This window comes from Deltaproteobacteria bacterium, from assembly GCA_019308995.1.
Lineage (GTDB): Bacteria > Desulfobacterota > Desulfarculia > Adiutricales > JAFDHD01 > JAFDHD01.
The window spans coordinates 36721-59485 of the sequence record JAFDHD010000009.1; the positions used below are offsets into that span (position 1 = coordinate 36721).

23 protein-coding genes, 1 tRNA gene and 2 riboswitches are annotated in these 22765 nt (G+C 55.2%); of the genes, 8 read left to right on the top strand and 16 right to left on the bottom strand.

All coding sequences use genetic code 11. The annotated features are described in order from the left end of the window. Nucleotides 1-16: 16 nt before the first annotated feature. The 7 genes from rplT to mutL all read right to left on the bottom strand — a co-directional run bounded on the left by rplT (nucleotide 17) and on the right by mutL (nucleotide 6246). Nucleotides 17-370, bottom strand: a complete 354-nt coding sequence (rplT, locus tag JRI95_03300) for a 50S ribosomal protein L20 (GenBank protein ID MBW2060573.1) — start codon at nucleotides 368-370, stop codon at nucleotides 17-19. Nucleotides 371-404: 34 nt separating this feature from the next. Beyond that, nucleotides 405-602, bottom strand: coding sequence for a 50S ribosomal protein L35 (gene rpmI / locus JRI95_03305; GenBank protein MBW2060574.1), 198 nt, complete (start codon nucleotides 600-602; stop codon nucleotides 405-407). 86 nt (nucleotides 603-688) lie between these two features. Continuing rightward, nucleotides 689-1195 (bottom strand): translation initiation factor IF-3, encoded by a 507-nt coding sequence (infC, locus tag JRI95_03310; protein ID MBW2060575.1) that lies wholly within the window; start codon nucleotides 1193-1195, stop codon nucleotides 689-691. A gap of 71 nt (nucleotides 1196-1266) precedes the next feature. Then, nucleotides 1267-3177, bottom strand: a complete 1911-nt coding sequence (gene thrS, locus JRI95_03315) for a threonine--tRNA ligase (protein MBW2060576.1) — start codon at nucleotides 3175-3177, stop codon at nucleotides 1267-1269. Between the two features lie 145 nt (nucleotides 3178-3322). Then, nucleotides 3323-3397, bottom strand: a tRNA-Val gene (locus tag JRI95_03320). 155 nt (nucleotides 3398-3552) lie between these two features. Continuing rightward, complete coding sequence (gene miaA / locus JRI95_03325; GenBank protein ID MBW2060577.1) at nucleotides 3553-4488, bottom strand: tRNA (adenosine(37)-N6)-dimethylallyltransferase MiaA; 936 nt, start codon at nucleotides 4486-4488, stop codon at nucleotides 3553-3555. Nucleotides 4489-4491: 3 nt separating this feature from the next. Beyond that, complete coding sequence (gene mutL / locus JRI95_03330; protein MBW2060578.1) at nucleotides 4492-6246, bottom strand: DNA mismatch repair endonuclease MutL; 1755 nt, start codon at nucleotides 6244-6246, stop codon at nucleotides 4492-4494. Between the two features lie 346 nt (nucleotides 6247-6592). Between mutL and JRI95_03335 the strand changes: the two genes are divergently transcribed. Further along, on the top strand, nucleotides 6593-6754 hold the full coding sequence (locus JRI95_03335; GenBank protein MBW2060579.1) for a hypothetical protein: 162 nt from the start codon (nucleotides 6593-6595) through the stop codon (nucleotides 6752-6754). Between the two features lie 7 nt (nucleotides 6755-6761). Here JRI95_03335 and truA read toward each other — a convergent pair whose 3' ends face one another. From truA to rplM, 4 genes are all read right to left on the bottom strand, one after another. Next, complete coding sequence (truA, locus tag JRI95_03340; protein MBW2060580.1) at nucleotides 6762-7526, bottom strand: tRNA pseudouridine(38-40) synthase TruA; 765 nt, start codon at nucleotides 7524-7526, stop codon at nucleotides 6762-6764. 16 nt (nucleotides 7527-7542) lie between these two features. Then, nucleotides 7543-8592, bottom strand: a complete 1050-nt coding sequence (locus JRI95_03345) for an N-acetyl-gamma-glutamyl-phosphate reductase (protein ID MBW2060581.1) — start codon at nucleotides 8590-8592, stop codon at nucleotides 7543-7545. A 66-nt stretch (nucleotides 8593-8658) separates the two neighbouring features. Continuing rightward, nucleotides 8659-9054 carry a 30S ribosomal protein S9 gene (rpsI, locus tag JRI95_03350; GenBank protein ID MBW2060582.1) on the bottom strand — a complete coding sequence of 132 codons (396 nt, stop codon included), beginning with the start codon at nucleotides 9052-9054 and terminating at the stop codon, nucleotides 8659-8661. 12 nt (nucleotides 9055-9066) lie between these two features. Beyond that, nucleotides 9067-9498 carry a 50S ribosomal protein L13 gene (gene rplM / locus JRI95_03355; GenBank protein ID MBW2060583.1) on the bottom strand — a complete coding sequence of 144 codons (432 nt, stop codon included), beginning with the start codon at nucleotides 9496-9498 and terminating at the stop codon, nucleotides 9067-9069. Between the two features lie 314 nt (nucleotides 9499-9812). Here rplM and JRI95_03360 point away from each other — a divergent pair, with 314 nt between their 5' ends. Beyond that, nucleotides 9813-11075, top strand: coding sequence for a hypothetical protein (locus JRI95_03360; GenBank protein ID MBW2060584.1), 1263 nt, complete (start codon nucleotides 9813-9815; stop codon nucleotides 11073-11075). Between the two features lie 37 nt (nucleotides 11076-11112). Here the strand turns inward: JRI95_03360 and JRI95_03365 are convergent, their stop codons facing one another. The 5 genes from JRI95_03365 to JRI95_03385 all read right to left on the bottom strand — a co-directional run bounded on the left by JRI95_03365 (nucleotide 11113) and on the right by JRI95_03385 (nucleotide 13862). Further along, nucleotides 11113-11883 (bottom strand): ABC transporter permease, encoded by a 771-nt coding sequence (locus JRI95_03365; GenBank protein ID MBW2060585.1) that lies wholly within the window; start codon nucleotides 11881-11883, stop codon nucleotides 11113-11115. A 12-nt stretch (nucleotides 11884-11895) separates the two neighbouring features. Continuing rightward, nucleotides 11896-12819, bottom strand: a complete 924-nt coding sequence (locus JRI95_03370) for an ATP-binding cassette domain-containing protein (GenBank protein MBW2060586.1) — start codon at nucleotides 12817-12819, stop codon at nucleotides 11896-11898. 8 nt (nucleotides 12820-12827) lie between these two features. After that, the gene (tsaA, locus tag JRI95_03375; GenBank protein ID MBW2060587.1) at nucleotides 12828-13238 is read right to left on the bottom strand and encodes a tRNA (N6-threonylcarbamoyladenosine(37)-N6)-methyltransferase TrmO; all 411 of its coding nucleotides are present in this window, start codon (nucleotides 13236-13238) and stop codon (nucleotides 12828-12830) included. A 95-nt stretch (nucleotides 13239-13333) separates the two neighbouring features. Continuing rightward, nucleotides 13334-13477 (bottom strand): hypothetical protein, encoded by a 144-nt coding sequence (locus tag JRI95_03380; GenBank protein MBW2060588.1) that lies wholly within the window; start codon nucleotides 13475-13477, stop codon nucleotides 13334-13336. Then, entirely contained in the window at nucleotides 13464-13862 is a 399-nt protein-coding gene (locus JRI95_03385) for a winged helix-turn-helix transcriptional regulator (GenBank protein ID MBW2060589.1), read from the bottom strand. The genes JRI95_03380 and JRI95_03385 overlap by 14 nt, the downstream gene beginning before the upstream one ends. Nucleotides 13863-14067: 205 nt before the next feature. Here JRI95_03385 and JRI95_03390 point away from each other — a divergent pair, with 205 nt between their 5' ends. The 6 genes from JRI95_03390 (at nucleotide 14068) to JRI95_03415 (ending at nucleotide 22699) form a co-directional block, all read left to right on the top strand. Further along, nucleotides 14068-14877 carry a ribokinase gene (locus tag JRI95_03390; protein ID MBW2060590.1) on the top strand — a complete coding sequence of 270 codons (810 nt, stop codon included), beginning with the start codon at nucleotides 14068-14070 and terminating at the stop codon, nucleotides 14875-14877. Nucleotides 14878-15069: 192 nt separating this feature from the next. Then, a complete protein-coding gene (locus JRI95_03395) occupies nucleotides 15070-16776 on the top strand; it encodes an aldehyde ferredoxin oxidoreductase (protein MBW2060591.1) in 1707 nt (568 codons plus the stop codon). A gap of 122 nt (nucleotides 16777-16898) precedes the next feature. Continuing rightward, nucleotides 16899-17780 (top strand): formylglycine-generating enzyme family protein, encoded by an 882-nt coding sequence (locus tag JRI95_03400; protein MBW2060592.1) that lies wholly within the window; start codon nucleotides 16899-16901, stop codon nucleotides 17778-17780. 338 nt (nucleotides 17781-18118) lie between these two features. After that, nucleotides 18119-19084 (top strand): nucleotidyltransferase, encoded by a 966-nt coding sequence (locus tag JRI95_03405; protein ID MBW2060593.1) that lies wholly within the window; start codon nucleotides 18119-18121, stop codon nucleotides 19082-19084. A gap of 258 nt (nucleotides 19085-19342) precedes the next feature. Continuing rightward, nucleotides 19343-20140: an SDR family oxidoreductase gene (locus JRI95_03410; protein MBW2060594.1), complete on the top strand. Its 798-nt coding sequence runs from the start codon at nucleotides 19343-19345 to the stop codon at nucleotides 20138-20140. A 68-nt stretch (nucleotides 20141-20208) separates the two neighbouring features. Beyond that, a riboswitch (cobalamin riboswitch) is annotated at nucleotides 20209-20395 on the top strand. A gap of 139 nt (nucleotides 20396-20534) precedes the next feature. Beyond that, a riboswitch (cobalamin riboswitch) is annotated at nucleotides 20535-20717 on the top strand. Between the two features lie 35 nt (nucleotides 20718-20752). After that, a complete protein-coding gene (locus tag JRI95_03415; GenBank protein ID MBW2060595.1) occupies nucleotides 20753-22699 on the top strand; it encodes a TonB-dependent receptor in 1947 nt (648 codons plus the stop codon). Nucleotides 22700-22765: the final 66 nt, after the last annotated feature.

Here is a 22765-nt window from a genome sequence, read left to right on the forward strand (position 1 = left end):
CCTCTACCCGGATTTATTAAGATGCGCTCCTGGCGACTTCGGCCAGCTCGGCGAAACCGGCCGCGTCATGAACCGCCATGTCGGCCAGGATTTTACGATCAATATCCACCTGGGCCTTTTTAAGACCATCCATGAGCCGGGAATAGGACAACCCATGCTCCCGGGCCGCGGCATTGATCCGAATAATCCACAGCCGCCTCAATTGCCTCTTTCGCTGTTTACGATCCCGGTAAGCGTAAGCCCAGCCTCGCTCGGCTGCCTCCCGGGCCGAACGGTACAGGCGGCTCCGACCGCCACGATAACCTTTGGCCGCTTTTAAATATTTTTTATGGCGTTGCCTTGTCTTGACCCCGCCTTTGACTCTGGGCATCTTCTAATTCCTCTCTTTTATCCTCGATCAATCATTAAAGATAAGGCAGAAGCCTCCTGATGGCCTGCCTGTCGCTCTGGCGAACTAGGCCGCTCTTTCGCAAGGCCCTCTTACGCTTGGATGTTTTTGAGGTAAGATTGTGACTGGCGTAAGCCTTGGACCGGCTGATCTTTCCCCGGGCCGTGGCCTTGAATCTTTTTGCTGCACCACGGTTTGTTTTTATTTTCGGCATACTCTCTCCATCTGAACCGTCCCGCCGCCTTCCCTTGAGTGCCAGAGATGAGCGGGATGTTTTTAATTTTTTAAAATAACTGAAGGCTACTTCGGGGTCAGCATCATGGTCATGTTCCGCCCTTCCAGCTTAGGCATCTGCTCTACCACCCCAATGTCAGACACATCCTGAACAATCCGTTCCAGTAACCCTCGAGCCAAGTTGGCATGGACGATCTCACGCCCGCGAAACATAAGGGAAATTTTTGTCTTGTTCTTCTGCCCCAAGAATTTCCTGATATTGCGGAGCTTGAACTGATAATCATGCTCCTCGGTCTTGGGCCGGATCTTGACTTCCTTGACGAGGATGACGGTCGCCTTCTTTTTAGATTCCTGGAGTTTCTTGCTTTGCTGATACTTATACTTTCCATAATCCATGATCCGACAGACCGGCGGGTCCGAGTCCGGGGCCACTTCAACCAGGTCCAGCCCGACTTCTTCAGCCGCGGCCACGGCCTCCGAGGTCGGCATAATACCGGCTTGCTTGCCATCCGGATCTATAAGCCGCACCTTCTCCGCCTTAATGGCCTTGTTGATGTTGACCTTCTTCCCCATGTCCTGACGCTTTTTAACGATAACCTCTCACCTCCCTGAAAATTTAACCTTGCCCGGTTATAACAAAGACATTATTGAAAGGTCGGCGGCTGAGCTTCGGGCCGCACCCGGGCCAGAAATTCCTCCACGGTCATGAATTTGAGGTCTTCCCCGGCCCTGGTCCGCGGCGAGACCCCGCCGCGCGCGACCTCCCGGTCGCCTATGACCAGCATATAGGGAATCTTCATGAGCTGGGCTTCTCGAATCTTGAGGCCCAGTTTCTCATTCCGAAGGTCTGGTTCGACGCGCAGGCCTTCGCTCTTTAATTTATCACAAACCTGCCTGGCATACTCGTCCCCACGGTCTGTTACCGTCAGGACGATAGCCTGCACCGGGGCCAGCCAGACCGGAAAGGCGCCGGCGTAATGTTCGATCAAGACCCCGATGAACCGTTCGATCGAGCCGAGGATGGTGCGGTGGATCATGACCGGTCGGTGTTTTTCCCCGTCAGGACCCACAAAGGTCAAGTCGAAACGTTCGGGCAGGGTTAAATCGCACTGAATCGTGGCGCACTGCCATCGCCGGCCCAGGGCGTCCTTCAGGTTCACGTCAATCTTGGGTCCGTAAAAGGCCCCTTCCCCAGCATTGATCTCGTAGTCCTGGCCCAAATCCGTCATGGCCTTCTCCAGGGCCTGAGTGGCCAGCTCCCAGTCCTCATCAGTTCCAATGCTCTTTTGCGGCCGGGTGCTGATCTCGGACTCGAACTCAAAACCGAAGACGCCCATGATGTCAATCACGAATTCGATGACCCCTTTGATTTCATGATTGAGCTGCTCCGGGGTGCAGAGGATATGGGCGTCATCCTGCGTGAACTGCCGCACGCGAATCAAGCCGTGGAGCACCCCTGACTTCTCATGACGGAACACGGTGCCCAACTCGAAATACCTGAGCGGCAGATCGCGGTAACTCCTCAACCTGGATTTATAAATAAGCATGTGGGCGAGGCAGTTCATGGGCTTGATTCCATAACTGACCCCGTCCACTTCGGTGAAATACATGTGTTCACGGTAATTGTCAAAATGCCCGGAGGCCTGCCACAGGTCCGTCTTGAGAATTTGAGGGCCGATTACGATCTGATATCCCCGCCTGAGGTGTTCGGTCTGCTCGAAATCCTCGATCAATGTTCTCAGTAAAGCGCCGCGTGGATGCCAGATCACCAGTCCGGCGCCGGCTTCCTCGTGGATGGAAAACAGGTCCAGGTCCCGGCCCAGACGGCGGTGGTCCCGTTTTCTGGCTTCTTCCAAAAGCTGAAGGTGCTGTTTGAGTTCCTTTCTGGAGAAGAAGGCGGTGCCATAAATCCGCTGGAGCCTTTGCCCGTGTTCATCTCCGCGCCAGTAAGCCCCCGAAACCCCGCGGAGTTTGAAAGCGGGGATTTTATCCGCGGAGGCCAGATGAGGCCCGCGGCAGAGGTCCATAAAATCACCGACCTCATAAAGCGAAACCGTGTCATCACTTATCTCTTGAAGGATTTCCACCTTGTAAGGCTCCCCGAGCTCCTCAAACAGCTTAATCGCCTCGGCCCGGGTTATTTCCCGCCGAACGAAGGCCGGCCCCTGGGCCATAATCTCTCCCATGCGGGCCTCAATCCGGGGAAGATCCTCAGGGGTAAAGGTCGAATCGTAATCAAAATCATAATAGAAGCCGTTTTCAATGGCCGGTCCGATGGCGACTTTAACGCCCGGGAAAAGCTGGCGCACGGCCTGGGCCATGATATGAGAGGTCGAGTGCCTGAGTATTTCCAGGGCCTCAGCCTCAGTCCGCCTCACGGGTGCGAGCTCTCCATCGCCCTGTAACGGGGTGGTTAAATCAACCAATCGCCCGTCAAGGCGAGCGGCGACCGCATCCTGACCCACGCCGACGGAGTCAAAAAATTCCTTCACGGTTGTGCCTGCGGGCGCAGTGACTTCTTCAGCGTTTGCGAGTTTGAGTTTAACGTCTTCCATGGCCTGCCTGACAGCTCCGGCTCATCAGAGCTTGACACCCGAAGAGCACCGATAAAGTTAAAGGCATCTCAGGAGCCGCCCCAAGATGCCTTTCATGCAGTAAAATCTAATAGGTCAGGGCCCCTTCCTTTCTTCCGAAACTATTTGGTGGGCGCGAAGAGATTTGAACTCTTGACTTCTACCGTGTCAGGATAGCGCTCTCCCCCTGAGCTACGCGCCCAGAATAAATAAGGCTCATACACCCTCAAGTGCTGATACCAAGTGACAATTATCAGGAAGTCCGAGAAATTGTCAAGGGAAAAAGCCTTTAATAATAGAGTCATAATCCACTTTCCCACGACCATGAACCCTGAATGAAGCCGCCAGGGCCGAATTTTATCTTGCCCAGAAACCAGCCAAGGCCTTGTGTAAGGCATCGGTCAAACCGCTTGAAAGCCATGTCAGGCGCGGCTGGGACCTGAGCCAGGTCAGCTGACGTTTGGCATAGCGTTTGGTCTGTTTTATCACCTCGGCCTCGGCCTCGGTCCGATCTATCTTCCCGGTCAGGTACTGTACCACCTGCCTGTAACCAATGGCCTGTAATGGTTTGAGCTGGGTGGAGTAGCCGCGGGCCAGAAGCCCTTCCACCTCTTGGATCAGGCCCGAGGCGAACATCTCCCTAGTCCGAGTCTCGATGCGCGCGTAAAGCTCCTGCCGAGGCAGGGTCAGGCCGAAAAGAAAATACTCATAAGGTTCTTCAGCCAACCCGTGCTCGGCCTGGAAGCTGGAAATAGGCCGGCCGGTTAGTTCAAAGACTTCCAAGGCCCTAATGATGCGAAAAAGATCATGGGGATGGATTCTGGCTGCGGACGTCGGGTCTAGTCCGGCCAGTCGCGCATGAAGCCGCTCCAGACCTTTTGACCGGGCTTCTTCTGTCAACCGCGCCCGGATGTCCGGGTCCTGTCCCGGTCCCTTGAAAAGTCCCCTGAGCAGGCTGCGCAGATAAAAGCCTGTTCCGCCCACGACCAGCACGGGGGTTTGGGAAAGGTCTAGCTTAGCGATCAGAGGGCGCGCCAGTTTAAGGTAGGCGGCTACGTCAAAATCCTGGTCCGGATTAACCAGGTCAATCAGATGATGAGGCGCCTTTGACCGCTGATCAGGGTCAGGCTTGGCCGTACCGATGTCCAAATACCGATAAACCTGCATGGAGTCGGCGCTGACGATCTCCGCGCCAAACCTCGCGGCCAAATCCAGGGCCAGCTCTGTTTTGCCCACACCGGTTGGCCCTGCCAAGGCCACCAACTTGGGACGATGAGCCACGGAAGGGGTCACCACTCAGGTTCGCCTGAACTTTTTCTCAAGTTCCTTAAGCTCAACAAGATAAATGAGGGGCCGTCCATGGGGGCAGTGCGTGCGAACTTTTGTCCGGCCCAAATCGGCCAGAAGCTGATCCATTTCCTCAAGCGTCAGATCGTCACCGGCCTTGACGGCGCTGTGACAGGTAACGGTCTGCATCAAGGCCTCTTCGATCCGGGCCAGGCCCGCCTCGGGGCGCAAGCTGTCCACCTCATCAATGATCTCACCCATGACTTTATTCGGGTCCTTACCCGCCAATACCGCTGGCACGGCCCTGAGGACAAAGGTTTGGCCGCCAAAAGGTTCGATATCAAAACCAAAGCGGGCCAGATCCTGAAGCAAGCCTTGAAGCCCCACGGCCTGGGTCGGCGAAACCTCGAAGGTGACGGGCATGAGCAGCTGTTGGCTCGCCAGATCACCGCCGGCTATTTCAGCTTCCAGACGTTCAAAAAGAACGCGCTCATGGGCTGCATGTTGATCAATAATGTATAGCCCGTCCGGTCCCTGCGCCAGGATATAGGTGTTGTGAAGCACGCCTATGGCCCGCAGCCCCTGTCTTTCCGCTTCCATGGTCAGGTCCTGGTCCAGGGCCGGCTGCGGAGGCCTTGGAAGTCCTGTCTGCCAGGTCTTCCGGTCAGCGCCTTCCTTCCAGGCCAAGGCTTCGGCCACGGCTGGCTGAACAAACGATGAGCCCGCCTTTGCATAATCCAGAGGCAGGGAGGCTGCTGGAGCCGACAGCGGACGATGATCTTTACCCAGGGCCTGCGACATGATGTCCACGGCCGCCTTCATGACCTCTCCCGGCTGGCGGAAGCGCACTTGAGCCTTGGCCGGATGAACATTGATATCCACGGCCTCAGGGTCGAGCTTCAGGAAGATAATGGCCACGGGATATCGGCCGCTCATGAGCCGGCCGTGATAGGCTTCCATGATGGCCCTCATCAGGAGACGATCCATGACCGGACGGCCGTTGACATAGATATAGATAGCGCTGGCCCGGCTGCGGTCCATCTCGGGCCGGCCGAGGAACCCGGAAAGGGTAATGTCGGTCATCACGCCTTTAAAGGGGAAAAGCTTTTTAGCCACCTCCCGGCCCAAGACACGGGCCACCCTGGCCAAGGGCTCCTCACTCGGGCTGGTGGCCACCACCTCCTGCGAGTTGTGCCTGTATATGAGCCGGAGCTCCGGGCGGCCAAGGGCGTAACGCTGGACCATTTCGGCCAGGTGAGCGGCCTCGGTCTGAGCGCTCTTTAAAAATTTTCGCCTGGCCGGGACGTTGAAGAACAAATCCCGCACTTCGACCGTGGTTCCCCGGCTCCGGGAGGCCTCCTCAACCGCAAGCACCTTTCCCCCGGAGAGGCGGATACGTCGGCCAGCTCCATTAGTATTGGCGGCCGAAGTCAGAGTCAGACGGGAAACAGCGCCGATACTAGGCAGCGCCTCGCCGCGAAAACCCAGGGTCTTAATGCGGAGCAGATCGGAGTCTTCGGAAAGCTTGCTGGTAGCGTGCCTTTCCACGGCCAACAGCAAATCATCCGGGGCCATGCCAGCACCGTCATCCAAGACCATGATTAGGCGGCGACCGCCAGCCTGGGCCTCTATCTCGATGCGCCCTGCCTCCGCGTCCAGGCTGTTCTCAAGCAGCTCCTTCAGCACCGAGGCCGGCCGCTCGATCACCTCGCCCGCAGCGATACGGTTGATAAGCTGTTCAGACAGCAGTCTTACGGAGGCCAAGACCCAGCACCTGTTTAAAGAATTCTCTGACTAAATGAACCGTTGCCTCGTGTCCGGCTATGTCTGAGCCTGAAAGGGACAGATGGCCAGCCATCTAGCTGCCATCATTACTGATTCAACGAAAGCCGGACAGGTTTCAGATTGAGTATACCACAGGTGGCAAAAGCTTGCCAAGATCGGGAGGAGACAATATAATGAGGCCGCAAGAAGTGCCTTAACGGGTTCTTTTTGGCCGGAGGAGGAGGCCGGCGGCGGGTCTGAAGTGGTTTTTTGCCTTCTTCCACTTGACCCTGACCTGGCCTCTTTTCCGGCGGACGCTCATCAAGAAGGTTCAGGAGGGACATCCGTGACTAAGAAGGAGGAGTTGATCCTCAAGGCTACCAAGGAAATCGTTGTTAAATTCATCGAGACCGGCCGCATCTATCCCAGTTCATTTGAAGAACACTACGACCTGGTTAATCGGGTCGTCCGGAATTCCATCAAGGTTGGGGAGCCGGAGCAGGGCTAGGTCTTTCCTAATATCTCACTTCACGCAAACAAAGCCCGTGGGCCGGGGCGGTCATTCCAGCCAGGGAGCGGTCTTTGGCCTTGAGGATCCTCTCGAACCCTTCCGGGCTGACCTGACCTCGACCGACTTCCACCAAGGTTCCGACAATGGCCCTGACCATATGACGCAAAAATCCGTCTCCTTCCAATGTAATCCGCACCAAACCGTCCGGTCTTGAAGAAAGACCGGCCGTAAATATTCGGCGCTTGGCAGACCCGGTTGAACTGCCTGTGGATTGAAAACTGGTAAAGTCATGCTCCCCTCGCAGGGACTCGAGGGCCTGAGACATGGCCCCAAGGTCAAGTCCTGAAGGGATGTGCCAGCTATAGAGCCGGTTCAGTGTTGAACGAACCGGGGCGATATAGAGATCATAGTCGTAAATCTTGCTTCGGGCTTGATAGCGGGCGTGAAAATCAGGCGGCGCTTCTTCCAGGGAAAGCACGGCGATCTGGCGCGGCAGCAAGGCATTGGCGCCCCGGAGGAGTTCCCTCCGGCCTAAACGGGATCTTGTTTTGAAGTGAGCCACCTGGCCTCGAGCGTGCACACCGGCGTCCGTCCGTCCGGCGCCGATTACAGCCGCCTTTTCATTGGTCAGCCTGGAAAAGGCGAGCTCGATATAACCCTGGATGCTGGGCTGGTCCTTCTGGCGCTGCCACCCGGCCAGGCCGGTCCCATCATACTCCATTACCAGTTTATAACTGCGTTCCGAACCGGCCTTAAGCTCAGCGCCCATAACCTCACCCGCTTTGTTAAGGTCTGAGGCCTAGCTCCAACAAGCCTGTTTCCTCAGCCAGACCCAGCATCAGGTTCATGTTGCAGACTGCCTGACCCGAGGCGCCTCGCGTCAGGTTGTCAATGACTGAAACCACCTTGACCCGCCCGGTTCTCTGGTCAACAAAAGCGCTCAGGTCGCAGAAATTGGTGCCACGAACATCCAGGGTGTGCGGCAGGTCCCCGGCTTTCCGAACCCGAACAAAGATCTCATCCCTGTAGTACTCGGTTATGACAGCCGAAAGCTCTTCATCGGTCTGGTCTTTGGTCAAGGCAGCATAAACCGTGCTCAGGATTCCCCGCGACAGAGGCACCAGGTGAGGGGTGAAACTGACGATCAGGGGACGCCCGGCCAGCAGGCCAAGCTCCTGTTCAATCTCCGGAGTGTGACGATGCCCCGTGACCTTATAGGCCATTAATCCGTCATCAATCTCACAATACTGGGTCGTCATGTTCAGCCCCCGCCCGGCCCCGCTGACACCGGACTTTGAGTCGGCGATGATCCCCTCCGCTTCGATGAGGCCGTTCTTCAAAAGCGGCGCCAGGGCCAGGATGACGCCGGTGGGATAACACCCGGGATTCCCCACCAGACGGGCGGTTCTGATCCGGTCCCGGTGAAGCTCTGGCAGCCCGTAAACCGATTCGGACAGGAGCTCCGGGGCCAGATGCCGCTCATACCATTCCTCATAAACCGAGGCGTCCTTGAAGCGAAAGTCGGCCGAAAGGTCCACCACCTTCCCGCCCCCTTGCAGCAAGGACGGCACAATCTCCATGGCGGTTCGGTGCGGAACGGCGGTAAAGAAAAAGTCGGCCCGGGCCTTCAGAGCCTGAGCTTCCGGGGGTTCAAAAATTAAATTGTCCAGCCCCCCGAGGCGCCCGGCCAGGGAGGGGAAGACGTCTGAAACCCTTTGGCCGGTCAGCTTTCGAGAGGTGACGGCCACGATTTCGGCTTCAGGGTGGACGGCCAGAAGCCTGAGCAGTTCAAGGCCGGTGTAGCCGCTGGCTCCAACAAGTGCCACCTTTACCATGATGCACCTCTAAAAAAAAGGAAGGTCGGCAGCGACCTTCCCTCAAGATGTTTCAACTTCCGACGCTTAGCGTTTCGAATACTGGTACCGGGCGCGCGCACCTCGCTGACCATACTTTTTTCGTTCCTTCTTCCTGGCGTCCCGGGTCAAGAATCCAGCCTTTTTAAGGATCGTTCTGAATTCCGGATTGTACTCCAAAAGGGCCTTGGTAATGCCATGCTTGATGGCGCCGGCCTGCCCGGAGATTCCCCCACCATGGGTAAGGATATAAAAATCAAACTGACCCCTGGTCCTGGTCAGGGCGAGGGGCTGGTTGATAATGGCCTTGAGCGTTTCCCGGGGAAGGTAGTCATCTAGGTCCCGCTTGTTTATCTGAAACTTTCCCTCGCCCGGCGACATCCAAACGCGGGCCACCGAGGTTTTGCGCTTGCCAGTAGCATAGTAACGGTCCTGGGCCGTCATAGACTCGTTCTCCTAAATCTCCAGAGACTCAGGCTGTTGGGCCTGATGCGGGTGATCCGGCCCGGCGTAAACCTTTAGTTTCTTGAACTGACGCCGGCCCAGACTGTTCTTAGGCAGCATGCCCTTGATCGCATGCCGCAGGAGTTCCTCTGGTTTTTTTTCCAACTGTTTACGGGCCGATATTTGCTTCAGGCCGCCTATATAGCCGGAGTAACGGTAATACATTTTCTGGTCCAGCTTACCCCCGGTCAGACGAACCTTTTCTGCATTGACAACGATAACGAAGTCACCGGTGTCCGCATGGGGAGTAAAGACAGGTTTGTGTTTACCTCGAAGGCGTTTGGCAATTTCGGCGGCCAGGCGGCCAAGGACTTTGCCATCAGCATCAACCACGTACCATTTCTTTTCTGTTTCCGTTTCCTTAGCCACAAAAGTACGGCTCATGACAGGGGTTCATCCCTTCCAAGACAAAATCAAAAAAGTATATATATCCTTTTCCGGATGTTTTGTCAAAATTTTTTTATCAGGTGTGTTAGCAATATTAAAATGTCCCCTTTATGGGAGACAGGATAATCATGAGTCAGAAGGAGCTTCAGCCGTCTTACTCTGTTTCAGTCTTGTAGTCACTTAAAATTTTTTGTACCTTATTCATGTCGGTGAAGCATTTAACATGGGAAGAAGACGCCAGGAAAGAGGAACCTGAAAGCAGGCGCCTTTGAAACATAAAAAGGACACGGTCAAACCACGAGGAGGCCAGTATGAGAGGCTTTATCAACCCCCGCTATCCCATGAGCAATCGAAACATGAAGTGCGATCAGACCTGGGGAGGGGCCAGCCCGCGCCTCCGGCCGGGGGCCTGGTACCCCTATGCCCTGCTGCCGCGGGTGCTTCCGGAACGATCAGGTTACGTGGGGACCAGCAGGGTGGATGACAGCATCGTAAAAATAGACCGGGTGGAGGCGGCCCGGGCCACAGGCTCTCCCCTTGGCTTTCTGCTTGACCCGCCTGAGTACCGGTGTTTAGCAGGGGACTGGCGAAAAAGGGTGGCCGAGATACTTGAGGCCATGACTTCCGATGACCCGCATCCCCTGCACCGGGGCATGAAAAACATCGCGCCCGGAGACGGCTTTAAAAGACATATGGCCGCCGCCGGTGACGGCGAGGTCAGTCAAAAAAAAATCGAGATGGACCCAATCGTTTTTTCGAGGGCGGTCAAGCAGTTTGCCTATGATTTGGGCGCGGAGGCGGTGGGGATTACCAGGCTGAACCGAAACTGGGTTTACCAGGAGGACGGGAAAGACCCGCTTCCAGGGGAGTATACCCATGTGATCGTCTTCGGACTCCGGCATCCTCACTGGCGCATCAGCCATTCCCCTTCTTACACCTCGGACCTGGGAAGCTGGGTGGCGTATCACCGCGCTTCCTTTATCGCGGTCGAGATGGCCGACTGGATCAGGGGACTGGGTTATCCGGCCAGAGCGAATTCCATGCTTACGGGTTACGACGTCATGCTGCCGCCGCATGAGATTGAGGCTGGTCTGGGGGAACAATGCCGCATTGGCGTGACCCTTCACCCGGTCCTCGGGCCGGCCTTTAAGTCAGGGGCGGTGGTCACCGCCCTGCCGCTTCAGACGGACAGGCCGATTGAATTCAATCTGGAGTCTTTTTGTGAGAAGTGCCAGAAGTGCGCCCGGGAATGTCCGCCTCATGCCATCGCGGAAGGTCGAAGGGAAAAGATCAATACCCGGGGTGCGGTCAAATGGCAGCCGGATACATTAAAATGTATCTCTTACTGGCATTTAAGCAACCGCTATCATTTCCCCGGGGCGCACGATGCCTGCGCCCGGTGCATCTATGTCTGTCCCTGGACCAAGCACAACTCGGAGAAATGGAATCACAGGCTGGTGGTGGCCGCGTTCACTCTTTTCCCCTGGCTGCAAAAATTCGCCATCAGGATGGATGACGCGGCCGGTTATGGCAAAAAGGCCGCGCCTGACCCGTCCTGGGAAAGGTGGTTTTAGCAGCGATCAGGTGATCGTATTAGCGCTGTCAACCTTTTTAGGACAGCCTGAGAGGCATGCTTTTTTTATGAATTTGTATGCCGATGAAATAGAAGCCCACGGTGAAGGCCAGCAAAACGGACAGACCAAATGGAACCGGAAAATATCCATCCCCCAGAAGCGCATGCCGCGCCAGATCGCAGGAGTAGGTCAGCGGGGAGAAGGCCGAGATCGCCTTGCCCCAGGATGGCAGGCGTTCAATAGGAATGAAGACCCCGCTGATGAACAGGAGAGGCAGCCTGACCAGATTTGAGACCAGCATGATGTTGGAAGGGTTATCCGTGGGCAAGGTGGAGAGCAGGCTGCCCAGGGCCGCGAAGCAAAAAGCAGAAATAATAATATCGGCCGCCAGGATGAGCGGGCTGATTATGCTCGCGCCCAGGATGAGGACGCCGATAAACAGCGCCACCAGGGTAATAAACAGCCCGTATAAAAACCCGGCCAAGATGTCTCCCGAGATAATGGCTGCGATGGAGGCCGGGGTTGAGATCAAGCGTTCCAGTGTCATGCGGGCGGTTTCCCAGGGGGCGATACCAGGGGTGGAGGACGAGGCGGTGAAAATGAGGGTCATACCGATGAGACCGGGCAGAAGGATGTCCGCGGAAATATTTCTTCCGATGATAAACGCACTGAAGATGAAGATAGGGAAAACGATACCGAAAATCAGAACAGGCGGTTTGAGGTAATAGATTCGCGCGTCTTTGGCGGCAATGGCCAAGGCAGAATTTAGCTGCCACCTTATCCGGGTCCCAAAACCAACAGCCTGCATGCCCCCCCTCCTTTAGCTATCCGTAAGATAGACGAAAACGTCCTCCAGGCTCGGCCCCCGGGTGTTCAAAGCCAGGACCTTGAGCTGATTCATCTCCGCGTATTTGGCGAGCTGACAGGCTACATCGCCCGGTCTGTTCGTATAAAGCCTGATCTTATCCCCTTCTTTTCTAACCTCGCTGATGTCACCCAGGGCCTTTAGAGGCTTAAGATCGTCTATGACGTTGTTAAAAGCGATCTCCACGGACTGGGCGCTGTCTATGGCGTTTCTGAGGTTGGAGGGCCGATCAATGGCAACGATTTCACCGTTATTGATGATGGCCACCCGCTCGCACATAAGGTTGGCCTCCTCAATGTTGTGTGTCGTTAAAAAGACAGTGGCGCCGTTTTGGTTCAATTCCATGATAAGGTTTCTAATGAGCCGCGTGCTCTGGACGTCAAGGCCGGCCGTGGGTTCGTCCAGAAAGAGAAGCTGCGGCTCGTTCATCAGGGCCGCGGCCAGGGTGAGCCGTTGTTTCATGCCCTTGGAAAAGACCTTTGTCTTGAGGTCTTTTTTATCCAGCAGTCCGAAGAGGTCGAGCAGCTCACGGGCTTTTTGCTTTCTCTTCCTTTTTTTCACCTGATAGAGCCGCCCCATGAGCATCAGGTTTTCCCAGGCCGACAGGTCAATATAGGTGTTTGACATCTCCGGGACGACACCCATTATCATTTTGGCCGCGGTGGGATGCTTTGACAAATTGTAGCCCATGATTTCAATCGTGCCGCCGCTTGGTCGTAAAATACCGGTCAGCATCCTCTGCGTGGTTGTCTTCCCGGCGCCGTTCGGCCCGAGGAACCCGAAGATTTCACCCTCTTTGACTTCAAAGCTGATGCTGTTTACGGCCACAAAATTACCAAAGGATTTGCTTAAAGAGGAGACCTTGATCGCAGCTTCCATAAGAACACCTAAACCTGTTTATTGCTCGGATCTGGACACACCTCAGGCTTGATATCCAGAATGGGCGTTTTATCCAGCATGTCCAGCCCCTTGACGTGGATGACATTACCGTTAGTTTTAAGAACTTCCAGAAGCGACAGCCCGATAGGGTTGGGCCGGAACGGCGAATGGGTGCTGAAAACTCCCATCTCCCTGTCACGGATCGGGGGCCTGATCCTCATGAACCGTGAAGTGAACTTGGGGCTTTGATGGAAATGGAAAATAACATAGATGCGCTGACCGGCCTCGATTTCTCTGAGTCCGTCCAGAAAGGCTTCATCAATGACTAATTTCCCCTCCACATCCGATACGTTGTAGTTACGGGGCATATTTTTTGCGTCAGTGGATACGAAACCGATCGGTTCCATTTCGATGCCCATGTCTCTTCCTTTTTTTCCACCCTGCTTTCCAGGCTTAACTTGCTGGAATGAAAGGGATTTTTATGAATGGCAAGTATTAGCGCCTGATTTAGGACTTAAGGTTCTTTCGGCGTTTCTTCCTTCAGACAGGGATGGTCTTTTACATCTATGTCTCCATGACACTCCCTGATCTGCTCCGGAGTACAATCTTCCGGCTTTCCTTCCAGCTTATCCGGATGTTCACAGTTACCCTGGCACATCTGTCCGTTCCTCCTTTTTCTCAAGTTTGTTTTCTATGGAAACCACCTTGAATTCCTGGCATTCAGAGCAAGGCGCCTCCTTTGAAGAAGCGATAAAGCAGCAGCCTTGAGCAGATGGCTCCTGCTCGGACATCTTCATGATATCATTAGCGATTTGATGCAGGACGGCCCTATCAACAGCATAATGGGTCCAGTATCCCCGTTTTTCTCCCTTAACCAGGCCCGCCTTCCTCAACACCTGTAAGTGCTGTGAAACCGCGGCCTTGGAAATTCCGAGTTGGCCGGCCAGAGCGCCCACGCACAGATCGTGGGTCAGGAGCAGATTGAGCATCTTGAATCGGGTCCCATCTGCCAATCCCTTTATTATTTTTACAAAATCGTTCACGTCAGTCCTGTTGTTTAAGCCTTGGCTAAAACAAATTATAAATGCCTTAATTAATTTTGTCAATACTTAAATGAAAAAATTTTTCAGGTTTTGAAACATTGGTAACATCAATAATCCCCCAGGGCTTAGATGGCTCCTTTTCTCAAACAGGTTTTATTTCGTTGAATCTCCTGCTAAAATACGGCTCAAGGATACTGAACTGCCCATGGAAGAGATTGACTACCTGTGCATCGGACATGTCTCGCAGGACCTTTCTCCTGACGGCCCTTCGGCTGGAGGCACCGCGACCTACAGCTCGCTCACGGCCCAGACCCTGGGGCAGCGGGCGGCTATCGTAACCAGCGCCGGGCCGGATTTTGATCCGGGTCAATTCCTTCCCGGCATCAAAACTGTATCGCTCCCAACAGCCCATACCACCGTCTTTGAGAATATTTACACCCCGGCCGGCCGCTGCCAGTATATTCACAGTGTCGCCGCGCCTCTGGGACCAGAGGCCGTGCCGCCTGACTGGCGGTCGCCCGGGATTGTCCACCTCGGGCCGATTGCCAATGAGGTTGACCCGGCGTTGATTTACCTCTTTGACAGCGCCGTGGTCGGGCTCACGCCCCAGGGCTGGCATCGAGGCTGGGACGCTCAAGGGAGGGTGAGGTTCATTCCGTGGCCGGCCGCCTTTGATATTCTTCCCCTGGCCACGGCCGTGGTTGTCAGCCAGGAAGATATCAGGGGTCAAGAAACATGGGATATCTACCGGCGGCGATGCCGCCTGCTCGTCATCACGCAGGGGGCGGCCGGTTGTATCGTCTGCCATAAAAGCAGGGTGCGTCATTTCCCTGCGCCCAAGGCGCCTGAGATTGACCCGACCGGTGTGGGGGACATCTTTGCCGCCGCATTTTTCGTCCGTCTTCATGAAACTGATGGCGACCCGTGGGAAGCGGCCCGTTTTGCGACGCAGGTCGCCGCGCCGAGCGTGGCCCGGCCGGGCCTGGCAGGCGTCCCGGGCCCGGAGTCGGAATGATCTTGACAGCAGATGGCAATGGCACTAATTTTCCCTTTAATCGTTGCTTGAACCGGATTTTTTATGTTATTCATGTTCGTGTTCCTTGGAGGCAGGGCGGTCAGGGGCGATCCGCCTCCCGTAGCTGACGACCTGAAGAAGCTGCTGTATGGTTTTAGGATTTGATTCATTGAAAGGTGAAAGGATTGGGAGATGAAGATTTTAAGAGTCAACATGAGTGATTTGAAGACGGTTTTGGAAGAACTGCCCGAAGAGTGGAAGATACTCGGCGGTCGAGGCTTATCGGCCAAAATATTAAAGGCAGAGATGCCGCCTGAGGCGGACCCGCTGGGGGAGCAGGCCAGGCTCATCATCGCCGGCGGGCCTCTGGCCGGGACCCTGGCCCCGTCCTGCGGCCGTGTTTCCGTGGGGGCCAAGAGTCCTCTGACCCTGGGAATCAAGGAGTCCAACTCCGGGGGGCCGGCCGCCCAGAAGCTGGACAGGCTGGGGATCAGAGCCATCATTGTCGAGGGCGCGCCCAAGGAGGACGAGTTTTTTCTTCTTCACATCACCAAGGACGGCGTTACTCTTGAGAGCGCGGGTCAGTATAAGGGGCTCAAGAATTACGCCTTGGTCGGGGAGCTTTATCAGGCGTATGATAAAGGGTCGGCCATCATCTCAATCGGCATTGCCGGGGAAAGGAGATGGAAGGGGTCCAGCGTGGCCTTCACCGACATGGACGGCCACCCTTCCAGGCATGCCGGACGCGGCGGCCTGGGCGCGGTCATGGGCGTCAAGGGACTCAAGGCCATCGTAATTGACGACCACGGCTCTTCTCCCATCGAGCTGGCTGACAGGGAAGCCTTCCGGGAAGCAATAAAGGGTTGGCCTGAGGTGATCAAGGCTGACGCGAGGGTGCAGATCATGAGTCGGTATGGCACGACCGACGCTATCGCCGCCATGAGGTCCATCGGAACCGCACCCTCTAAGAATTACAGCAGCGAGCAGACCGAGGATTACGAAAATCTGGCCGGGTCAACCTGGGAGAAAACCAACCAGGACAGAGGCGGCCGCATCACCGGCTGTATGCCCGGCTGCATCGTCAGGTGCTCTGTGGTCTACCACGACAGCGATAGCAAACACCTGACCACCGCCCTGGAATATGAGACCATCGCCCTCCTGGGCACCAACCTAGGTATAAACGATCCCGATGTCGTGGCCGCGTTTGACCGAATGTGTGACGACATGGGCCTGGATACAATCGAGCTGGGCAGCGCCATGGGCGTGGCCGCCAGCGCCGGAAAGATGGAAATGGGTGACGCCGAGTCTGCCTTGGCCCTGTTTAACGAGGTTGAAAAAGGCACCGCCTTGGGGGCAATCCTGGGTAATGGCGTCGTTTCCACGGCCAAGGCCCTGGGGGTGACCAGAATCCCGGCCTTTAAAGGACAGGCCATTCCGGCTCATGACCCCAGGGTTACCAAGGCCACCGGCGTGACCTACCACACCAGTCCCATGGGCGCGGACCATACGGCCGGTGTGTCTTATGAGAACTTTAAATCAAAGGAGGGCCAGGTCGAAAGGTCCCTCAAGGTCCAGATCCGCAACGCCACCATGGATTCCCTGGGCTACTGCCTCCTGGCCGTGCCTGAAGACCACAAGGCGCTCCTGATTTTTCTCACAGACCTGGTCAAGGCGCGCTACGGACTCAGCCTAAAGGTCGGCGATTTGATTGACATTGGCAGAGAGACGCTCAGGACCGAGCTTGAATTTAACCAGGGAACCGAGTTTCATACGGCCCACGGCCCGGACCCCGAATTTGTACGGACCGAACCTCTGGCCCCGATTGGAAACGTGTTTGACGTTGACCCCGATGAAATCGCAGCCATCTGGGACAGGCTGGACACCATCCAGCTCTTTTAGACAGACAGAGGCATCCTGTTCGGGCGGGGAGCTTCCCCGCCCGGCAGGTGGGAAAAAATCGAAGGCCCTGACCGTATAACCCGAGTCGCCTCATCATCAACAGCCAACCATAACCGGATCTGATGAAAAAAATACTCTTTCCCCTTTTACTCGCCGTTTCTCTCGTCCTTTTTGTCGTTCTGGCTAATGTATATTTTCAGTACGCCAAATACAGGCCCATAAAGGCTCTGCCTTCGCCGATCCCGGCTCTTGACGCTTCAAAGACGGAGGTCATGTCGTGGCAGCCTTTTACCAACGCCATCGGCATGAAATTCGTCTATATGCCGCTGGGCAGATTCATCATGGGCAGCCCGCCGACTGAAATCGGGCGGTCAGATGGGGAGTACCAGCATGAGGTCATCCTCATCAAAGGATTCTTTATACAGACGACCGAGGTGACTCAAAAGCAGTGGAACACCTTGATGGCAAAAAACCCCTCCAGGTTCACGGGAGACGACCGGCCCGTGGAACAGGTCGCCTGGCTCGATTGCCAGGCCTTTATCAAGGCCCTCAATCGTATCGAGGGTCATGACAGGTACCGCCTGCCCACCGAGGCGGAGTGGGAGTATGCCTGCCGCGCCGGCACCACCACGGCCTTTGCTTTCGGTGATTTGACCACCACAGGCAGAGGGTATGATCTGAACCTTGATCGGATAGGATGGTACGCGGGAAACTCGAGCGCCTCGACACACCCGGTCGCCCAGAAGGAGCCTAACGCCTGGGGGTTGTATGACATGCATGGCAATGTCTGGGAATGGTGCCAGGACAGGTATGAGAGATGGTACGGGAAATTTACCACCGGCGCGGTCACTGATCCCGCGGGCGGGCGGTGGGGCCGGAGGAGGGTCTTTCGCGGGGGAAGCTGGTTTGCGCCTGCCGAGTATTGCCGCTCGGCCGACCGCCTTCGGGCTCCGCCGGATTTCAAGAGCTCCGGTCTGGGATTTCGCGTGGTCAGGTCGGAGTAGTTATGCTTTGAACACGGATTTTTACAGCTTGCATTTAGGACCGATGTCTCCAGGCTTTAAACCATATCGGTACTTGAGGTGAAGATGTTTTTCAAATTGTTATCGTTATCAATAAGGTTTGATCACTGCACTCATCTTCTTTACCGTTTTCATTGGGGGTGATGTTATGCCAGGAACCACGCTGCTGGCACCCGGCCAGAAGGTGACGTTAAGAACCAACTGCGCCGGGTCACCAACCGGGCTCGTGTGCGCGTAGTGGTGAGAAGCTAGCCGTCCGGCCATAATTGACACCGGGAAATCATTTCACTAAACTCTTCCTCGGTGAAACGGAGGAACAGATGAATCCGACCCTGGTAGTTCTGGCGGCCGGAATTGGCAGCCGGTATAAAGGCCTGAAGCAAATTGACCCTCTGGGTCCGTGCGGCGAGACGATCATTGATTATTCTGTATTTGATGCGGTCCGGTCCGGGTTTAACAAGACGGTTTTTGTCATCCGGCGTGACATCGAGGAGTCCTTTAAGGAAGCGATAAGCAAAAAATTCGAGAACAGGGTTCAGGTGGAATATGCGTATCAGGAACTGGACATGCTTCCGGAAGGGTATCAAGCGTCTCCGGGCCGCAGCAAGCCCTGGGGCACGGCTCACGCCGTCCTGGTGACGGAAGACCTGATCAGCACACCCTTTGCGGTGATCAATGCCGACGATTTTTACGGACTTAAAGGCTTTCAATTATTAGGCGAGTACCTGGAAGCAGTCCAGGACAACGCCTCGACCGACTATGCCATGGTGGGCTATGTGTTGAGAAACACGCTTTCGGAATTCGGCACGGTTTCCAGAGGGGTTTGCCAGTGCGACCATCAGGGTTTTATGCAGGGTATCACCGAAATCATCAGTATTGAAAAAGACGGTCATGGGGCCAGGTATGTTGACCCTGAAGGGAAAAAACGGCTGCTCTCAGGCGATGAGGTGGTCTCCATGAATATGTGGGGATTCACACCCTCCCTGTTTGGCCATCTGCGCGGGCAGTTTTCGCGGTTCCTGGAGGAATGGGGCGGCAATGAAAAGGCCGAGTTCCTGCTACCTGACACCGTCCACGCTCTGGTCAAGGAAGGCCAGGCCAGAGTCAAGGTCCTGCACACCCAGAAGCGGCCGCTTGGGGCTGCATCCGGTGAAAGCGAGACAGAAGCGCTTGAGGCCCAGAAACAATGGTTTGGCCTGACCCATCAAAAGGATAGATCGGCGGCAGTGAAGAAGATACAAGCCCTGATCAGGCTGGGGGTGTACCCGGAAAAACTCTGGAGCTAGGCTTGCCTCTTGATTGAGCCATTTTTGACGAGGGCCGGGCTGATGATCCAGGGCCATTGTCAACAGGTCGTTCACAGCCGGTTTTCCCCCGGCTGAGGGCGTCCTTGCCATGAGGGCCGAACCCTGGAATGAGCCATGGGTAATGGCGTTCTGACCGGGGATGTGTTATAGATAAAATTTAAGGCCTGACAGCCCGCGGCCGTATCAAGGGCTTTTAAATAAACCGACAATAACTATTTCCAAATCGAGGAGACAACGATGAAGGGTCATGGGCGACTGCAGGGAAAGGTGGCCATCATTACCGGCGCTGCCAGCGGGATTGGCAGGGCGGCCGCGTTCCTCTTTGCCAGGGAAGGAGCCAGGCTGGCCCTGGCTGATATAAACGAGGAAGCATTAAAGGAGATCGTGTCTCAAATCGTAGATGAGGGCGGTGAAGCCGTCATGAGGAAGACCGACATCTCGCAGGAGGAGGAGGTCAAGGCCCTCATCAACCTGACCCTTAAGACATACTCCCAGGTGGATATCCTGTGCAACAACGCCGGGACTATAGGCGGTGCTCCCAGTCTTGAAGAGGAAGACGGCGACGACTGGCACAGGGTTTTCGGGGTCAACGTCATGGGGGCGGTTTTTGGCACCAAGCACATCGCCAAACACATGCAGGCCAGGAAATGCGGCGCCATTGTCAATACGGCTTCTGTGGCCGGGATCCGCGCCGGCGCGGGCACCAATGCCTACTCGGCCAGCAAGGCCGCGCTCATCAACTTCAGCCAGACGGCCGCCTGTGACCTGGGCGGGTTCAATGTGCGGGTCAATGCCGTCTGTCCGGGCCTGATTGAGACGGGCATGACCAAGGTTGTTTTTGATTATGCCCGGGAGACAGGCAAGGAATCAAAACTGGGCTACCGCTGCGAACTCAAACGATACGGCCGACCCGAAGAGGTCGCGGCAGCCATCCTCTTTTTGGCCAGCGATGAAGCCAGCTACATCACCGGCCAGGCCCTGGCCGTGGATGGAGGCAACACCGCCTCCCTGAACCTGCCCGGCATGAAGTATTGATCCATGAGAGGGGGGGGACGTTCTTTACTTTAAAGTAACCGGCATGTCTTGACAGGCATCAGGACCTGTGTTTTAATTTCATTGTGGGTAGCCCTTGAGGGCTTTAATAGGGAAGACGGTGCGAATCCGTCGTGGACCCGCCGCTGTAACCGGGGACGAAGGCCGCAGAGCGCCACTGTTCTTTTAAGGATGGGAAGGCGCGGTCGGTAGGATGATCCGGAAACCAGAAGACCTGCCCATAAAGGCGTGGCGAGCCTCGACTCTCGCGGACCGGGGTGAAGAGGTTCTTAATTAATCGAGGATGAAAAACGGCATCCCCGGGCTGATTTTAAATGGCCCGGGGTTTTTGTTTTCTGGCATTCAGTGAGGGGGTGATTGAGAAATAATTACAGGAAAAAAGTCAGGTCCAGGTAGTTTGAGGGTACTCCGAATCAAGGGAAGGAAGTGAAAGGCTTCCGCCGCCCCGCGACTGTGATCGGGACGAAAGCCGCAGCATGCCACTGTCTTTGAGGACGGGAAGGCGCGGCCGGTAGGATGAACGAGAGCCAGGAAACCTTTTTCGGAAGTATTAAGTTATCTAATTTCCCCGAGGGGGGAGAAGGGAATGTTAAGATGAAAAAGATCATCGCCACCCTGTTAGTGGCCTCATTGTTGGCCTTGCCTCGCGTCGCAGGCGCTAAAGAAGTTGAAACAAGCCAGACCGAAACGACTGACACGTTTGTCATCACCGCCATCCGTATCGAAATCCCGACTAAAGAAGTCGCCAGCTCCCTGACTGTAATCAGCTCTCAAGACATTGAGAACCAGCAAAAGGCGACCGTGCTCGAGGTGTTGCGCGGCCTTCCAGGCCTGGACGTCGTTCAGGCCGGCGGGCCGGGAGGGCAGACCGCCATATTCCTCCGGGGCGCAAAATCGGAACACACCCTGGTCTTGATAGATGGCATGGAGATGAACAACCCCATCACCCCTGGCCGGTCTTTTGATTTCGCCCATCTGACCGCCGACAATATTGAGCGCATCGAGATCATCCGCGGACCGCAAAGCACCTTGTACGGCTCCGACGCCATTGGCGGTGTTATAAATATCATCACTAAAAAAGGTAAAGGGAAGCCCAGGCTTTCCTTTTCCGCTGAAGCAGGCACGTATAACACCTTTGAAGAAAAGCTGGGGTTCAGCTTTGGCAATAAATTAGCAAACTGCTCCCTGTCCGTTTCCAGACTGGATACCGATGGCATCTCCGCTGCCAGTAAAGACCTGGCCGGGAACGATGAGAAGGACGGCTATCAAAACACCTCGATCTCCGCCAGGCTGGGATTAACACCCGCCGAGAGCTTCGAGTTTGATCTCTTTTTAAGAACTTTCGATGCCAGAGCCGATCTTGATAATTTTGGCGGCGCTTCCGGAGATGATCCCAACTACATCGAGAAAGTCAAGCAGCTGTTTGTAAAGGCCCAGGCCCGGGTTACATTATTTAATGACCTCTGGGAGCAGCGCATGGGTTTTTCCTTGAGCCGTCACGAGACCAGAGACGACAATCCCATTGATGCCGATCATCCGGCTGACCTGGTGCAGAGCACTTACATTGGAGACATCGTGAAGTGGGACTGGCAGCACAATATATATCTTCATGACACCAATACCTTCACCTTCGGCGTGGAACTGGAGGAGGAAAAAGGGAAATTCGAGTTTTATTCGGAAAGCATCTTCGGACCGTTCACGACCGTGTTTAACACTAGAAAGGCCCAGACCAACGGCTTTTATCTCCAGGATCATATTAAGCTCTGGAACCGGTGGATCACCACGCTGGGAGTTCGTCAGGATAAACACAGTACCTTCGGATCAAAAACGACCTTTCGCCTGGCTTCCGCCTGTCTTTTCCCAGAGGCGGGCACAAAGCTTAAAGCCACTTATGGCACCGGGTTCAAGGCCCCTACGCTTTATCAGCTTTTTTCTCAATTCGGAAATGAAAATCTAGCCGCTGAAAAGAGCGTCGGATGGGACGTCGGGTTCGAGCAATCATTTTTTAAAAATACAATTAATTTTGGAATCACCTACTTCCAGAACGTTATTAAAAATCTTATCGAGTTTGACGGCGCTTCGTTTTCTTATAAAAACATCTCTGAAGCCGAGACCAAGGGGCTCGAAGTCAACGCCTCCGTCCGGCCGACGAAAAGTCTGACCATTACCGCCAACTATACAAACACCGACGCCAGGGATAAAACCAATAATGAGGCGCTCATCAGAAGGCCGAAAAACAAATATTCCCTCGGTGTAAACTACAACTTCCTGAGAAAGGGAAATGTCAACCTCGGTGTCGTTCACGTGGGCGACCGGCCGGATAAATTTTTCGATCCTGTAACTTATGTCACGACCGATGTCACCCTGGATGCATACACGCTGCTCAACCTGGCGATGTCCTATAACATCTGTAAGCATTTTCAGGTCTTTGGCCGTGTGGAAAACCTTTTGAGTGAAAAATACGAAGAGGTGAAGGGGTATGGTTCCCCGGGAACCACTATCATGGTGGGCGTGAAAGCCTTACTTGGAGGCACGAGGTGACCCTCCCGACCTCCCTCTTCAAGGACTAACTTATGATCTACAACCTGTTCGCAAGGGGCGGGCCTC

What these genes read in the sequence shown, in the direction of transcription:
- rpmI (MBW2060574.1), bottom strand. Translation starts at nt 602, where the DNA reads ATGCCGAAAATAAAAACAAACCGTGGTGCAGCAAAAAGATTCAAGGCC.
- rplT (MBW2060573.1), bottom strand. Translation starts at nt 370, where the DNA reads ATGCCCAGAGTCAAAGGCGGGGTCAAGACAAGGCAACGCCATAAAAAA.
- JRI95_03400 (MBW2060592.1), top strand. Translation starts at nt 16,899, where the DNA reads ATGAAAAAAATACTCTTTCCCCTTTTACTCGCCGTTTCTCTCGTCCTT.
- JRI95_03345 (MBW2060581.1), bottom strand. Translation starts at nt 8,592, where the DNA reads ATGGTAAAGGTGGCACTTGTTGGAGCCAGCGGCTACACCGGCCTTGAA.
- JRI95_03405 (MBW2060593.1), top strand. Translation starts at nt 18,119, where the DNA reads ATGAATCCGACCCTGGTAGTTCTGGCGGCCGGAATTGGCAGCCGGTAT.
- rpsI (MBW2060582.1), bottom strand. Translation starts at nt 9,054, where the DNA reads ATGACGGCCCAGGACCGTTACTATGCTACTGGCAAGCGCAAAACCTCG.
- rplM (MBW2060583.1), bottom strand. Translation starts at nt 9,498, where the DNA reads ATGAGCCGTACTTTTGTGGCTAAGGAAACGGAAACAGAAAAGAAATGG.
- JRI95_03380 (MBW2060588.1), bottom strand. Translation starts at nt 13,477, where the DNA reads ATGTGCCAGGGTAACTGTGAACATCCGGATAAGCTGGAAGGAAAGCCG.
- truA (MBW2060580.1), bottom strand. Translation starts at nt 7,526, where the DNA reads ATGGGCGCTGAGCTTAAGGCCGGTTCGGAACGCAGTTATAAACTGGTA.
- tsaA (MBW2060587.1), bottom strand. Translation starts at nt 13,238, where the DNA reads ATGGGCATCGAAATGGAACCGATCGGTTTCGTATCCACTGACGCAAAA.
- JRI95_03390 (MBW2060590.1), top strand. Translation starts at nt 14,068, where the DNA reads ATGGAAGAGATTGACTACCTGTGCATCGGACATGTCTCGCAGGACCTT.
- JRI95_03395 (MBW2060591.1), top strand. Translation starts at nt 15,070, where the DNA reads ATGAAGATTTTAAGAGTCAACATGAGTGATTTGAAGACGGTTTTGGAA.
- infC (MBW2060575.1), bottom strand. Translation starts at nt 1,195, where the DNA reads ATGGGGAAGAAGGTCAACATCAACAAGGCCATTAAGGCGGAGAAGGTG.
- JRI95_03410 (MBW2060594.1), top strand. Translation starts at nt 19,343, where the DNA reads ATGAAGGGTCATGGGCGACTGCAGGGAAAGGTGGCCATCATTACCGGC.
- JRI95_03415 (MBW2060595.1), top strand. Translation starts at nt 20,753, where the DNA reads ATGAAAAAGATCATCGCCACCCTGTTAGTGGCCTCATTGTTGGCCTTG.
- JRI95_03370 (MBW2060586.1), bottom strand. Translation starts at nt 12,819, where the DNA reads ATGGAAGCTGCGATCAAGGTCTCCTCTTTAAGCAAATCCTTTGGTAAT.
- JRI95_03365 (MBW2060585.1), bottom strand. Translation starts at nt 11,883, where the DNA reads ATGCAGGCTGTTGGTTTTGGGACCCGGATAAGGTGGCAGCTAAATTCT.
- thrS (MBW2060576.1), bottom strand. Translation starts at nt 3,177, where the DNA reads ATGGAAGACGTTAAACTCAAACTCGCAAACGCTGAAGAAGTCACTGCG.
- JRI95_03360 (MBW2060584.1), top strand. Translation starts at nt 9,813, where the DNA reads ATGAGAGGCTTTATCAACCCCCGCTATCCCATGAGCAATCGAAACATG.